General features: G+C 72.3%; 11 protein-coding genes. 7 read left to right on the top strand and 4 right to left on the bottom strand.

The window, feature by feature from the left end; translation table 11 throughout:
- Positions 1–229: 229 nt before the first annotated feature.
- The 4 genes from BJF86_RS03480 (at position 230) to BJF86_RS03465 (ending at position 3,204) form a co-directional block, all read left to right on the top strand.
- On the top strand, positions 230–1,381 hold the full coding sequence (locus tag BJF86_RS03480) for an S-(hydroxymethyl)mycothiol dehydrogenase (RefSeq protein WP_075816991.1): 1,152 nt from the start codon (positions 230–232) through the stop codon (positions 1,379–1,381).
- Positions 1,378–2,007, top strand: coding sequence for an MBL fold metallo-hydrolase (locus tag BJF86_RS03475; protein ID WP_075816990.1), 630 nt, complete (start codon positions 1,378–1,380; stop codon positions 2,005–2,007). Before BJF86_RS03480 ends, BJF86_RS03475 begins: the two co-directional genes overlap by 4 nt.
- Positions 2,008–2,048: 41 nt before the next feature.
- Positions 2,049–2,324, top strand: a complete 276-nt coding sequence (locus BJF86_RS03470) for a hypothetical protein (RefSeq protein ID WP_022925974.1) — start codon at positions 2,049–2,051, stop codon at positions 2,322–2,324.
- Between the two features lie 115 nt (positions 2,325–2,439).
- On the top strand, positions 2,440–3,204 hold the full coding sequence (locus tag BJF86_RS03465; protein ID WP_158068365.1) for a YidC/Oxa1 family membrane protein insertase: 765 nt from the start codon (positions 2,440–2,442) through the stop codon (positions 3,202–3,204).
- A 157-nt stretch (positions 3,205–3,361) separates the two neighbouring features.
- Here BJF86_RS03465 and BJF86_RS03460 read toward each other — a convergent pair whose 3' ends face one another.
- Positions 3,362–5,653, bottom strand: coding sequence for a TIM-barrel domain-containing protein (locus tag BJF86_RS03460; protein ID WP_075816988.1), 2,292 nt, complete (start codon positions 5,651–5,653; stop codon positions 3,362–3,364).
- Between the two features lie 9 nt (positions 5,654–5,662).
- On the bottom strand, positions 5,663–5,953 hold the full coding sequence (locus BJF86_RS03455) for a hypothetical protein (protein ID WP_075816987.1): 291 nt from the start codon (positions 5,951–5,953) through the stop codon (positions 5,663–5,665).
- 97 nt (positions 5,954–6,050) lie between these two features.
- Between BJF86_RS03455 and cysS the strand changes: the two genes are divergently transcribed.
- Positions 6,051–7,511, top strand: a complete 1,461-nt coding sequence (cysS, locus tag BJF86_RS03450) for a cysteine--tRNA ligase (RefSeq protein WP_075816986.1) — start codon at positions 6,051–6,053, stop codon at positions 7,509–7,511.
- An 11-nt stretch (positions 7,512–7,522) separates the two neighbouring features.
- A complete protein-coding gene (gene rlmB, locus BJF86_RS03445) occupies positions 7,523–8,488 on the top strand; it encodes a 23S rRNA (guanosine(2251)-2'-O)-methyltransferase RlmB (RefSeq protein WP_075816985.1) in 966 nt (321 codons plus the stop codon).
- A 181-nt stretch (positions 8,489–8,669) separates the two neighbouring features.
- On the opposite strand, the gene BJF86_RS03440 is transcribed toward rlmB, so the two are convergent.
- On the bottom strand, positions 8,670–9,917 hold the full coding sequence (locus BJF86_RS03440) for a DUF4032 domain-containing protein (RefSeq protein WP_075816984.1): 1,248 nt from the start codon (positions 9,915–9,917) through the stop codon (positions 8,670–8,672).
- A 446-nt stretch (positions 9,918–10,363) separates the two neighbouring features.
- Positions 10,364–11,446 (bottom strand): ABC transporter ATP-binding protein, encoded by a 1,083-nt coding sequence (locus BJF86_RS03435; protein ID WP_075816983.1) that lies wholly within the window; start codon positions 11,444–11,446, stop codon positions 10,364–10,366.
- A 222-nt stretch (positions 11,447–11,668) separates the two neighbouring features.
- Between BJF86_RS03435 and BJF86_RS03430 the strand changes: the two genes are divergently transcribed.
- Positions 11,669–13,093 (top strand): maltose ABC transporter substrate-binding protein, encoded by a 1,425-nt coding sequence (locus tag BJF86_RS03430; protein WP_237768066.1) that lies wholly within the window; start codon positions 11,669–11,671, stop codon positions 13,091–13,093.
- Positions 13,094–13,188: the final 95 nt, after the last annotated feature.

Here is a 13,188-nt window from a genome sequence, read left to right as displayed (position 1 = left end):
TGCCCAGAAGCACCCCTGGGACACCAAGATCCGCACGAGCGGACGCACAAGGGTGCGATGGGGCGGGCAGGCGAGGTATGCATGCTGGCGGCTGGCGGCTGGCGGCTGGCGGCTGGCGGCTGGGGGGTGACGTGGTGCGCGAGTGGTCGGCCCCGGGGGCGCGGGTGCGCGGGCGGGCGCTGCGGCATACGGTGGGCGCCAGCAGCTTCGCCAACCCCGAGGAGTCACCGTGCCGCAGACCGTCAAGGGCGTCATCGCCCGCAGCAAGGGCGTCGACGTGGAGGTCGTCGACATCGTCGTGCCCGACCCCGGGCCGGGCGAGGCGGTGGTGAAGGTCGAGGCGTGCGGCGTGTGCCACACCGACCTGCACTACCGTGAGGGCGGCATCAACGACGAGTTCCCGTTCCTGCTCGGCCACGAGGCGGCCGGCACGGTCGAGGCGGTCGGCGAGGGCGTCACCGAGGTGGAGCCGGGGGACTTCGTCATCCTCAACTGGCGCGCGGTCTGCGGCCAGTGCCGGGCGTGCGCCAAGGGGAAGCCGTGGTACTGCTTCGCCACGCACAACGCGAGCCAGAAGATGACGCTGGCCGAGGGCGACGAGATGGCCGGCACCGAGCTGAGCCCGGCCCTCGGCATCGGCGCCTTCGCGGAGAAGACCCTGGTGCACGCCGGCCAGTGCACCAAGGTCGACCGGGAGGCATCGGCGGTCGCGGCCGGCCTGCTCGGCTGCGGGGTCATGGCCGGCGTCGGCGCGGCGGTCAACACCGGCGGCGTGACCCGCGGCGACTCGGTCGCCGTCATCGGGTGCGGTGGCGTGGGTGACGCGGCGATCGCGGGGGCGGCGCTCGCGGGAGCCACGACCGTCATCGCCGTCGACGTGGACGACCGCAAGCTCGAGACCGCCCGAGGGTTCGGCGCGACGCATACCGTCAACAGCAAGGACCAGGACGCGGTCGAGGCGATCCAGGAGCTCACCGGCGGCAACGGCGCCGATGTCGTCGTCGAGGCGGTGGGGCGCCCGGAGACCTACCGGCAGGCGTTCTACGCCCGCGACCTGGCCGGCACCGTCGTGCTCGTCGGCGTGCCGACCCCCGAGATGGAGGTCACGCTGCCGCTGCTCGACGTCTTCGGCCGCGGCGGAGCGCTGAAGTCGAGCTGGTATGGCGACTGCCTGCCCAGCCGCGACTTCCCCATGCTCATCGACCTCTACCGCCAGGGCCGCTTCGACCTCGACGCCTTCGTCACCGAGACGATCGGGCTCGGTGACGTCGAGGCCGCCTTCGACAAGATGCACGGCGGCGAGGTGCTGCGCAGCGTGGTGGTCCTCGACGAGGCCGCCGCGGGCGACGAGGTCGGCGCCACCGAGCGGAGCCACGCATGAGCGCGCGCATCGACCACGGCACGACGAGCGGCACCTTCGAGCTGGACGGCGGCTCCTGGGAGGTCGACAACAACGTGTGGGTGCTCGGCGACGACACCGAGTGCGTCGTCATCGACGCGCCGCACGACGCCGCCGCGATCGCCGCGGTCGTCGGCGACCGGCAGGTGCGGGCCATCCTGCTCACCCACGCGCACAGCGACCACGTGGACGCCGCGCTCGACCTGCGCGAGCGGGTCGGCGCCCCGCTCCACCTGCACCCCGACGAGGCGCCGGTCTGGGAGCTCACCCACCCCGACGCCCGGTGGGACGAGGACCTCGCCGACGGGCAACGGATCGAGGTCGCCGGGGTCACCGTTGAGGTGCTGCACACCCCGGGCCACGCCCCGGGTGCCTGCTGCTTCCACGTCCCGGAGCTTGGCGTGGTCTTCTCCGGCGACACGCTCTTCGAGGGTGGGCCGGGGGCGACCGGGCGGTCGTTCAGCGACTTCGACGTCATCGTCGAGTCGATCACCGAGCGGCTGCTGACGCTGCCCGAGGACACCACGGTCTACACCGGCCACGGCGGCACGACCACCATCGGGGCGGAGGCGCCGCACCGGCAGGAGTGGATCGACCGGGGGCACTGAGCGCCCGGCGTCGTCGTCGGCGGCGGAGTAGGCTGGCGACCGTGAGCCGGATCGAGCAGCTGCCCCTCCTGGGCTTCGTGCTGTCGCTGCTCACCCTTGTGGCGCTGGCCTCGAGCCTCTCCTCGCCGGACCACCTCCTGCTGACCCTGGCGCTGGCCGGGGTATGCCTGCTCGGCGCCTCTCACCTGGTGCAGCCGTTGCGGGCCGGGGTGGTCTCGGCGCAGCACCGCAGCGAGGTGTGCCGGGCGCACGGCGTGCGCTCGAGCGACCCCGACCGGCCGGGTCGGGCACGTCCTCGCGCTCCTGGTCCGGGCTGAGCCGACCACCCTTCCTCGCGCACGCTCGGGGACGGGCCGGGTCGGCAGACGACCCACCCAGCCCACGGCATACCCCCGTGTCGGCGGTATGCCCCCAGCTCCAGGAGCGCCCGCGATGTTCGCCTTTCTCGACCCCGTCCTCGTCCACGTCCACGACCTGCTCGCCCTCCTCGACCCGTGGCTACCGCCCGCGCTGGTCGTCGTCGCCGTGACCCTCGTGGTCCGGCTCGTGCTGCACCCGCTCAACCGGGGCACCGCCCGCGGCACCGCTCGCCGGCGCGAGCTGCAGCCACGCCTGGCGGAGCTGCGCGAGCGGCACCGTCACGACCAGCGCGCGATGCAGCAGGCCATGATGGACCTGCACCGCGAGGAGGGTGTCTCACCGCTGCCCGGGTGCCTGCCGATCCTCGTCCAGATCCCGGTGCTGGCGACGATCTACCGCCTCTTCACCGCGCCGCAGATCGCCGGCGAGGAGAACCTGCTGCTCGGTCACACCTTCCTCGGGGTGCCCCTGTCGGAGCACCTCACGTCCGCCGGGGCCGGGCACCTGTGGGTGTTCCTGTCGCTCATGGGCCTCACCCTCGTCGTGGCGGCCGTCGCAGCCCGGCAGATGCGGCGGCACCTGGCGCAGGACCGCGAGCTCACCGCGCGGCTCGACCCCGGGGCGCGCGACCGGCTGACCGACAGCCAGCGGGCCGTGCAGGACTCGATGGAGCAGATGACCCGGGTGCTGCCGCTGATGTCGTTCTTCACCGTCGCGGCAGTTGCCGTGCTACCGCTGGCGGCCGGGGTCTACCTCGTCACCAGCTCGGTCTGGGGCCTGCTCGAGCGGGCGAGCCTGCGGCGGATCTCGGTGCCCTCGTCAGCCCGCGCGACCTGAAGCTGCCCTAGTCTGGTCGCCACCGAGGATGGCACTGAGCACGCCCTGGAGAGCGTGCTGCCAGCCGCTGTACCTGAGCTGCAGCAGATGTGGCGGCGACACCGCGGCGAGTCGCGGGCGACAGGCGCATAGTCGGCCAGAGCCGAGAGCCGGCTTGCTAGCTCGCGGTCACGATCTCGGTCAGCGCCCCGACGAGCGCGTCGTCGAGGTCGGTCGAGCGCAGCTCGTCGGCGACCCGGGCGGGACCACCGCCACCCTCGCCCAGCCCGCGCTGCAGGACGGCCCAGGCCCGCTCCTTGGCGTGGTGCCCGACCTCGGCCGCGTCGAGCAGCGCGAAGCACTCGCCGAGCACGTCGGGCGCGCCGGGACGGGGCAGGTCGACGGCCACCGCCTCGCTCCCCGGCCGCACGAGCACCGGCTCGGGGTCCGCCCCGGCCACGCGCACCGCGAAGGCCCGCCCCTCCGGCAGCACCGTGGCCTCGCCCTCGACCGGCCCGACCACCAGCCGCGAGGCGGCGTCGTCCCAGCGCAGCGGCGTCCGCGCGACGTGCCGGGTCTCCTCCGGGCCGTCGTCGTCCTCGATGAGCACGTGCTCTCCGTCGGCGCCGGGGAAGACGGTCACCTCGACCGTCCGCGGCAGCGCCACCCCGTTGCCGACCTCGTCGGCCGCGGTCAGCGGGAGCACGGTCCCCGCCCGGGCGAAGACCGGCGTGTGCGACAGGTCGCGGTATGCCGTGATCGTCCGCCCGTGCTCTCCGGCGGCGTAGCGCCGGTGCGTCTGCACGTCGAACCAGTCACCGGGCGGCAGCCACAGGGTTGTCGCCGCGAGCCCGACGCCCGCCAGCCGCGGCGTCACCACCGGCGCGCACAGCAGGTCCGCGCCGAAGAAGAAGCTGGTGCGGTGGGCATACGCCTCGTCCCGGCCCGGGTGGCGGTGGTAGACCGGCTCCACCAGCGAGATGCCGTCTGTGGCGGTGCGCTCGGCCATCGTCGCGAGGTAGGGCAGCAGCCGGTGCCGCAGCCGCAGCGCCTCGCCCATGAGCCGCTCGCCCTCGGGTCCGAAGCGCCACGGCTCCTTGCCCTGGAACGGGCTGGCGCTCGCGTGCAGCCGGTTGACCGGCGACCACACCCCGAGCTGCACCCAGCGCACCGCGAGCTCGACATCCTTGGCGCCGTGCCAGTGGCCGCCGATGTCGTGGCTCCACCAGCCGTAGCCGATGTTGGCCGCGCTCGCGGTGAACTCCGGCTGGAAGGCCAGCGACGCCCAGCTGATGACCGTGTCGCCGCTGAAGCCGATCGGCGTGCGGTGGCTGCCGGGACCGGCATACCGCGAGAAGATCAGCGGCCGCCGACCGTCCGCGCGCTGCTGTGCGAGGTGTCGCTCGTTGAGGATCCACAGCGGGTCCAACCCCGGCACCGCGCTGTGCGTGCCCTGCTGCCAGTCGATCCACCAGAAGTCGACGCCCTGCTCGGTCAGCGGGCCGGCCACGTGCTCGAAGAAGGCGCGCCAGAAGTCGGGCGAGGCCGGGTCGAACTCGACCGGGTCGCCCGAGGCCGGGTCGATCCCCATCGCCCGGGCCATGCGCGGGTATGCCTCCTCGTGCGCCCGGACCCCGTCCGCCGGGTGGTCGTTGAGGGTGACCACGAGGCCGCGCTCGTGCAGGTCGGCGAGGAAGGCGGTGGGGTCGGGGAAGAGGTCGCGGTTCCAGGTGTAGCCGGTCCACCCGCTGCCGAGCGCCGGGTCGATGTCGACCAGGTGCCAGTCCATGTCGATGACCGCGACGGAGAACGGGACACGGTCGGCGGCGAAGCGGTCGAGCAGCGCGGCATACTCCTGCGCGGAGTAGGGGTGGTAGCGGCTCCACCAGTTGCCGAGCACGAAGCGCGGCACCCGCGGGACCGGCCCGGTCAGCGCGTGGAAGTCGCGCAGCGCCGCGCGGTAGTCGAGGCCGTGGGCGAAGACGTAGAGGTCGATCGCGCCGGACTCGCGCGGCGCGAGGTCGGTGAGCTCGGGCCCGGTGCGGACCAGCGAGGCGGAGTCGTCGAGCACGCCGTAGCCGCCGCGGGACAGGATCGAGGGCTCGAGCGGGGTCCGCCCGTCGATGCCGTCGAGCGTGCGCGTGGTGCCCGGGAGCGGGTCCTCGACCGGCTCCCCGAAGCGCCAGGTGGAGTGATACGACGTGACCCCGCCGCGGACCTGCACGCTCAGCCCGTGCGGCGAGGGTGGGCCGCCGTCGTAGCGCAGCTCGAAGCCGTCGGTGACGACGCGGACCCCCTCGCGCCACGGCTCGACCTGCGGCGCCAGCCCGAGGCCGCCGGGCAGGTCGCGGTCGAGGACGACCTGGGTGGGGGCGTCGGTGAAGGTGCCCGTCGGGGACCACTCGACGCGCAGCAGGTGCGGGGTGAGGGTGGTGAGGCGGCAGCGGTCGTTCTCGTGGACGATCGGCATGCCCCGACCCTACGGTGCGCCGGCGACCTCCAGCGGGTGGGCGTCGAGGAAGGCCGCGACGGCTGCGGCCATCTCGTCGGCGTGCGTGAGGGCCAGGTCGTGCCCCGCGCCGAGGATGACGTGCTCGTCCGCGTGCGGGAGGATCGCGCGGACCCAGTCGCGCACCGGGGTGAACCACGGGTCGCTCCTGGCGTAGCCGCGCCGATGCTGGACGAGGCAGGCATACCGGCCGGTCGCGGCGACGCGGCGCGCGCAGGGAACCAGCTCGTCGGCGAGCAGCGCGATCTGCAGCCACAGCACCGGGCCGGGGGAGGAGATCGGCCTTCACCTCCGGGGGGAGGGCGGCGCGGTGACGGGAGGCGGGCATACCCCGGTCCAGCCCGTAACCTTGACCCTTGTGAGCCTGCACCTGTTCGACACCGCCACCCGGGAGCTGCGGCCGTTCGTGCCGCTGCAGGACGGCAGGGTCGGCATCTACATCTGCGGGCTGACGACGCAGGGCAGCCCGCACATCGGGCACGTGCGCTTCGCCGTCGCCTTCGACATCCTGCGGCGGTGGCTCGCGCGCGGGCACGGCTACGACGTCACCCTCGTGCGCAACGTCACCGACATCGACGACAAGATCCTCACCAAGGCGGACGCGGCGGACCGCCCGTGGTGGGCCTGGTCGTATGCCCACGAGCGCGAGACGAGCCACGCGCTCGATCTTCTCGGCGTCCTCCCGGCCACCTACGAGCCGCGGGCGACGGGGCACATCACCGAGCAGGTGGCGCTCATCGACACCCTCGTCGAGAAGGGCCACGCCTATGCCGCGCAGGACGGATCCGGCGACGTCTACTTCGACGTCAACTCCTGGCCGGACTACGGCTCGCTGACCCGGCAGCGGCTGGCCGACATGGAACCGGCCGGTGACGCGGACCCGCGCGGCAAGCGCGACCCCCGCGACTTCGCGCTGTGGAAGGGGCACAAGGAGGGCGAGCCGGCGACGGCGAGCTGGCCGACGCCCTACGGCGAGGGCCGCCCCGGTTGGCACCTGGAGTGCTCGGCGATGGCGCGCAAGTACCTCGGCGACGCCTTCGACATCCACGGTGGCGGCGTCGACCTGCGCTTCCCCCACCACGAGAACGAGCAGGCCCAGTCCCGCGCGGCCGGCCTCGACTTCGCGAACTTCTGGCTGCACAACGCCTGGGTCACGGTCAAGGGCGCCAAGATGGGCAAGTCGCTCGGCAACGCGCTGGCCGTCACCGAGCTGACGAAGACGGTGCGGCCGCTCGTGCTGCGCTTCTACCTCGGGGCCGTGCACTACCGCTCGGTCATTGAGTATGCCGAGGGCTCGCTGGCGGAGGCGGCCGCCTCGGTGGAGCGGATCGAGGGCTTCCTGGAGCGGGCGCTGGGGGCGCTGGGGCTCTCGGCGGGCGAGGTCGTCGACGCCGCCGCGGTGCTGCCCGCCGACGAGGCCTTCCCCGGGGCTTTCCGCGCGGCCCTGGACGACGACGTCAACGTCTCCGAGGGGCTGGCCGTGATCTTCGGTTCGGTGCGCGAGGGCAACCGGCTGCTCGAGGGCGGCGGCGACGCGATCACCGACGGCGGGCTGCGGCATACCGTGCTCCAGGTCGTGGCCATGCTCGACGTGCTCGGCGCCAACCCGCTCGACCCGGGCTGGGGCGGGGCTGCTGACGGTGGGCAGGGCCGTGGCGGCGAGGTGCTCGCGGCGCTGGTCCAGGACCGGCTCGACGCGCGGGCCCAGGCCCGGGCGGACAAGGACTTCGCGACCGCGGACGCCATCCGCGACCAGCTGACCGCGCTCGGCGTGGTCATCGAGGACACACCGGCCGGAGCCCGCTGGGCGCTGCGCTGAAGGAGAGGGACATGGCAGGCAACCAGCGGCGCCGCGCGGCGCGCACCACCAACAAGAAGGGCATGGTCGTCGGCTCCGGCGGTCAGCGCCGCAAGCAGCTCAAGGGCAAGGGCCCGACGCCGCGGGCCGAGGACCGCACCGGGCACCCCGCGGCGCGACGGGCCGCGCGGGCGGACAAGGCCGGCGCCACTCGTGGCGGGGCAGGTCGCGGCGGCTCGGGCGGTCGCCGGGCCAAGGGCTTGACCGAGGTGGTCGCGGGGCGCAACAGCGTGCTCGAGGCGCTGCGCACCGGCGTCCCCGGCACCGCGCTGCACGTCGGCGCCCGGATGGAGTCCGACGACCGGGTCAAGGAGAGCATCGCCCTGGCGACCGAGGCCGGCATCGCCGTCATGGAGTCGCCGCGCGGCGAGCTGGACCGGATGACCGACGGCGCCGTGCACCAGGGCCTGGCCCTGACGGTGCCGCCCTACGACTACGCCCACCCCGACGACCTGCTCGCCCAGCAGCTGCCGGGCACGCCGCTGGTCGTGGCGCTCGACGCGATCACCGACCCGCGCAACCTGGGGGCGATCGTCCGCTCGGCCGGTGCCTTCGGCGCCCACGGGGTGCTCGTGCCGGCGCGGCGCTCGGCGGGGATGACGGCGGCGGCGTGGAAGACGTCCGCCGGCGCGGCGGCCCGCATCCCCGTCGCCCAGGCGACCAACCTCACCCGGGCGCTGGAGGCCTACCGCAAGGCCGGTTTCTTCGTCGTCGGGCTCGACGCCGACGGCGACGTCTCGCTGCCCGGGCTCGAGCTGGCCGACCAGCCGCTCGTGGTCGTCGTGGGATCGGAGGGCAAGGGCCTGTCACGGCTGGTCCGCGAGACCTGCGACCAGGTCGTGTCGATCCCCATGGCGGCGGTCACGGAGTCGCTCAACGCCGGCATCGCCACCGCGGTGACGCTCTACGAGATCGCCAGCCTGCGCGCCCGGGGCTGAGCACGCGCGACGCTGCACCAGCCGCGCCAGCCGCTGACTCTCCTCTCACGACCGAGCGTCGCGAATGGTTGTTCTTACCCCCCACCGAGCGCCGTGAGTGGTTGCTGCTGAACCCACCGAGCGTCGCGGTGGTTGACCGGGCAGCCCGTGTCCCGCGCTCGGTCCGGCATACCTGAGCAGGTCAGGAGGAGATCCGGGCCCGGATCGGGATCTCCTCGGTGTCGACGCCGAGCACCGAGATCTCGTCCGGCTTGGTCGGGAGGACGGTCGCGACGTAGTCCTCGACGGTGTCCTCGATGGGGATGTCGTGGCCGCGCTGCTCGGAGAGGTACCACCGGTGCTCGAGGATCTCGTGGAAGAGCTCGGCCGGCTCCAGCTTGGAGCGCAGCTCGCGGGGGACCGAGCGGGTGATCGGCTCGTAGATCCGGGAGAGCCAGTCGTGCGCGACGAGCTCCTCGTCGTCGTCCTGCCGGTCGGTGCCGGCGCGGTAGGCGTCGAGGTCGTTGAGCAGCCGGCGGGCCTGGTTCTCCTCGACGTCGAGGCCGGTGAGGCGCATGAGGCGGCGGGAGTGGTGGCCGGCGTCAACGACCTTGGGCTGGATGCGGATGTATGCCCCGTCGAAGTCGGTCGTCATCTCCAGCTCGTCGACGTCGAAGCCGAGGTTGTTGAGACGGCGCATCCGCTCGTCCACCCGCCAGCGGTCGCCGCGCTCGAAGCGCTCCTCGCCGGTGAGCTCGTCCCAGAGCAGCTCGTAGCGGTGCATGATCCGGTTGGCGATCTCGATCGGGTCCTCGCCCTCGTCGAGCGAGCCCGCGGCCTCGAGGTCCATGAGCTCGCCGGCGATGTTGCCGTGCGCGACGAAGAGGTCGTGCTCGCGCTGGCCGCGGGACAGCTCGGGGTGGATCTCGGCTGTTTCGGCGTCGACGAGGTAGGCCGCGAAGTCGCCGGCGTCGCGGCGGAAGAGGGTGTTGGACAGCGACACATCGCCCCAGAAGCAGCCGGCCAGGTGGAGCCGGACGAGGAGCACGGCCAGCGCGTCGAGGGTGCGACGTGCGGTGTCGGGGCGCATCCGCTGGCTGAAGACGGCGCGGTAGGGCAGTGAGAACTTGAGGTGCTGGGTGACGAGGCAGGCGTCCAGCGGCTGGCCGTCGGCGTCGGTGCGGCGGGCCACGACGGCCAGCGGCTTGACGCTGGGCAGGTCGAGCCGCCGCAGGCTGCGCAGGGTGCGGAACTCGCGCCGGGCCAGCGGCTCGGCGATCTCCTTGACCGCCAGCACCTTGCCGCCCAGCCGCACGAAACGCACGACGTGGCGCGAGATCCCGCGGGGGAGCGTGGCCAGGTGGCTCTCCGGCCACTCCTCGAGCGGCACCTCCCACGGCAGGTCGAGCATCGCCGGGTCCGGCTTGATCGCGCTGATGTCGAGCGGCATACCTGAAGCGTAGCGACGCCAGGCCCGGTCCCGACCCCACCGAGCGTCGTGAATGGTTGCCCTAGGGCCCACCGAGCGTCGTGAGTGGTTGCCCTGGGCCGCACCGAGCGTCGTGAATGGTTGCGTGGACCTCCTGGACTCACCCGGGTGTCACTCTGGGTCGAGGGACCAGGGGGAGCTTGCGGAACTCGCCCTCCCACCTCACCCACCGGTGAATGGCCAGGGGTCGAATCTGTGGACAGGTGCGCGCAGCGGTGAACGGTGTGGATGACGGCCGACCATTCGGGGCGCTCGGTGGGGGCTGGGGCAACCATTGGCGGCGCTCGGTGGGGAGGGGCGGACGCGCACGAGGCCGCCTGCCCCGGGTGGGACAGGCGGCCTCGTGCGCCGTATGCCGTCAGCGCGCCTCGCGCCCGTGCGGCGCGAGGCGCGCTTCTCGGGGTTGCTCAGCTGCTGATGCGCTCGCCGGACTCGGCGTTGAAGAGGTGCACGTGGTCGCCCTTGGGGGTGAAGTGCACGATCTCGCCCTTCTTCGGCGGGGTGCGACCGTCGACGCGCGCGATGAACGGCTTGTCGGTCGCGTCGGCGCCGGGCAGCTCGCCGTAGACGTAGGCGTCCGCGCCGAGCTCCTCGACGACGTCGATCTCGATCGGCAGACCGCGGCCGGAGTCGGACAGGTCGACGTCCTCGGGACGGACACCGAGCACCAGCTCGCTGCCGGCCTTGGAGAGCACCTCGCGGTCGACCGGGTGGACGTAGTCACCGAGCTTGATGCCGCCGTCGGCGACCGGAACGGTCATGAGGTTCATGGCCGGGGAGCCGATGAAGCCGGCGACGAAGACGTTGTTCGGGTGGTCGTACATGTGCCGCGGGCTGTCGCACTGCTGCAGGATGCCGTCCTTAAGGACCGCCACGCGGTCGCCCATCGTCATGGCCTCGACCTGGTCGTGGGTGACGTAGACGGTGGTGACGCCGAGGCGGCGCTGCAGCGAGGCGATCTGGGTGCGGGTCTGCACGCGCAGCTTGGCGTCGAGGTTCGACAGCGGCTCGTCCATGAGGAAGACCTGCGGCTGCCGGACGATCGCGCGGCCCATCGCGACGCGCTGACGCTGACCACCGGAGAGCGCCTTGGGCTTGCGCTCGAGGTACTGCGTCAGGTCCAGGATCTTGGCGGCCTCCTCGACCCGCTCACGGATCTCGGTCTTGGACTTGCCGGCGATCTTGAGCGCGAAGCCCATGTTGTCGGCGACCGTCATGTGCGGGTAGAGCGCGTAGTTCTGGAAGACCATCGCGACGTCGCGGTCCCTGGGCGGCATGTGGGTGACGTCCTTGTCGCCGATGAGGATGCGACCGCCGTTCACCTCCTCCAGCCCGGCGAGCATGCGCAGGGAGGTGGACTTGCCGCAGCCGGAAGGGCCGACGAGGACGAGGAACTCGCCGTCGGCGATCTCGATCTCCAGCTCGTCCACGGAGGGGGTGTCCGCCCCCGGGTAGATGCGCGTGGCCTTGTCATAGGTCACCGTTGCCATGTTGCTTCTCCTTCACCGGCAGGTACGTGCCGGACGATCCGTCGTAAAGGACTGACCCGGCGCCGGTTGACGCGAGGTCATCTCCGGGCGGCGAGGGTGGCGGTGGTATGCCGTCAAAGGCGCCGTTGCCGGTGACGGGCGTCACGTTAGCAGATCGTGACCGACCACTTTCCTGCAAGTTCTTGCACTACTCGCCGGGTTCTTGCATACTGACGGCACCGGTTGCCGGAGATCACCTTCCGTGACGGCAACCGCGGCACCGTCGCCGCTCTCGGGCAGCGCGGGGCCGGTGACCTCACCACTGTTCGAAGGAGAACCATGAAGCGCACCACCGGTGCTGTAGCCATCACCAGCGCGGCGGCCCTGCTGCTGTCCGCCTGCGGCGGCGAGTCGGGCGAGGAGAACACCGACTCCGGCGCGAACGTCGAGGAGAGCTCGGGCGACGACGCGGCCGCCGAGGACGAGGGCGGAGTTGATTCTGCGGCGACCTCGGAGGGCGCGCCCGCGGCAAGCGACGGCACGAGTCTGGTCATCTGGGCCGACGACCTGCGTGCGGCCGCGCTCGAGGACGTCGCCGCGACCTTCGAGGAGGAGACCGGGGTGCCGGTGACCCTCCAGGTCGTCGCCAACGAGAACCTGCGCGAGCAGTTCAAGGACTCGGTCGGGGCCGGCGCCGGCCCGGACATTGCGGTCGGAGCACACGACTGGCTCGGCGAGCTGGTCCAAAACAACGTCGTGGCCCCCGTGCAGCTGGCTTCCGACCTGAGCGGGCGGTTCAACCCCGACTCGATCGAGGCCTTCACCTATGAGGGCCAGACCTACGGCGTGCCCTACTCCGTGGAGTCGCTGGCGCTGATCCGCAACACCGAGCTGGCTCCCGATGAGCCGGAGACGATGGAGGCCCTGGTCGAGACCGGCGCCCAGCTGGTCTCCGACGGCGAGGCCGAGCTGGTCATGGCTCAGCAACTGGGTCAGGAGGGCGACGCCTACAACATGTACCCCTACCTCGCGGCCTACGGCGGCGGGATCTTCCCGTTGCTCGAGGAGGGCGGCTTCGACGCAAGCGAGGTCATCATCGACTCCGAGGAGACCGTCCAGGGTGGGGAGAAGATCGCCTGGCTCGCCGAGCAGGAGGCGCTGACCGTCAATCTGGACGGCTCCAACACCATCCCGCAGTTCGTCGAAGGCAACACCGCCTACCTTGTCTCCGGCCCGTGGGCGATCGAGCAGACCACCGAAGCCGGCATCAACTACGCCATCAGCCCGATCCCGGACTTCGAGGACGGTGGGGAGACAACCCCGTTCCTGGGTGTCAACGGCTTTTACGTTTCCGCCGAGTCGCAGAACCCGCAGATCGCGCAGACCTTCGTGCAAGAGTACGTGAGCCGGGCCGACGTGCAGGTCTCGCTCTACGAGGCGGGGGACCGTCCCCCGGCCCTCACCGAGGCCTATGAGCAGGTCGCGGCGGACAACGAGGACATCGAGTCCTGGGGCCAGGCGGCCGAGGGCGGCACCCCGATGCCCAACATCCCACAGATGAACGCGGTCTGGGGCCCGCTGGGCAAGGCCACCGCCGACATCGTCTCCGGCAACGACGCGGCGGAGCGGCTGGGCACCGCCCAGAGCGAGGTCGAGGGCGCCCTCTGACCCTCGCTGACCCGGGTCGACGGGCAGCACTGCCCGCCCGTCGACCCGGGGCATGACCCAATACTTGCCCGAGCCAGCGCAGCCGCGAGGAGACA

Source organism: Serinicoccus sp. CNJ-927 (genome assembly GCF_001942435.1).
Lineage (GTDB): Bacteria > Actinomycetota > Actinomycetes > Actinomycetales > Dermatophilaceae > Ornithinicoccus > Ornithinicoccus marinus.
The sequence above is the reverse complement of the archived record's forward strand: the minus strand, read 5'-3'. Positions and strand labels throughout refer to the sequence as shown.

What these genes read in the sequence shown, in the direction of transcription:
- BJF86_RS03475 (WP_075816990.1), top strand. Translation starts at nt 1,378, where the DNA reads ATGAGCGCGCGCATCGACCACGGCACGACGAGCGGCACCTTCGAGCTG.
- BJF86_RS03460 (WP_075816988.1), bottom strand. Translation starts at nt 5,653, where the DNA reads ATGCCGATCGTCCACGAGAACGACCGCTGCCGCCTCACCACCCTCACC.
- BJF86_RS03465 (WP_158068365.1), top strand. Translation starts at nt 2,440, where the DNA reads ATGTTCGCCTTTCTCGACCCCGTCCTCGTCCACGTCCACGACCTGCTC.
- BJF86_RS03440 (WP_075816984.1), bottom strand. Translation starts at nt 9,917, where the DNA reads ATGCCGCTCGACATCAGCGCGATCAAGCCGGACCCGGCGATGCTCGAC.
- BJF86_RS03435 (WP_075816983.1), bottom strand. Translation starts at nt 11,446, where the DNA reads ATGGCAACGGTGACCTATGACAAGGCCACGCGCATCTACCCGGGGGCG.
- rlmB (WP_075816985.1), top strand. Translation starts at nt 7,523, where the DNA reads ATGGCAGGCAACCAGCGGCGCCGCGCGGCGCGCACCACCAACAAGAAG.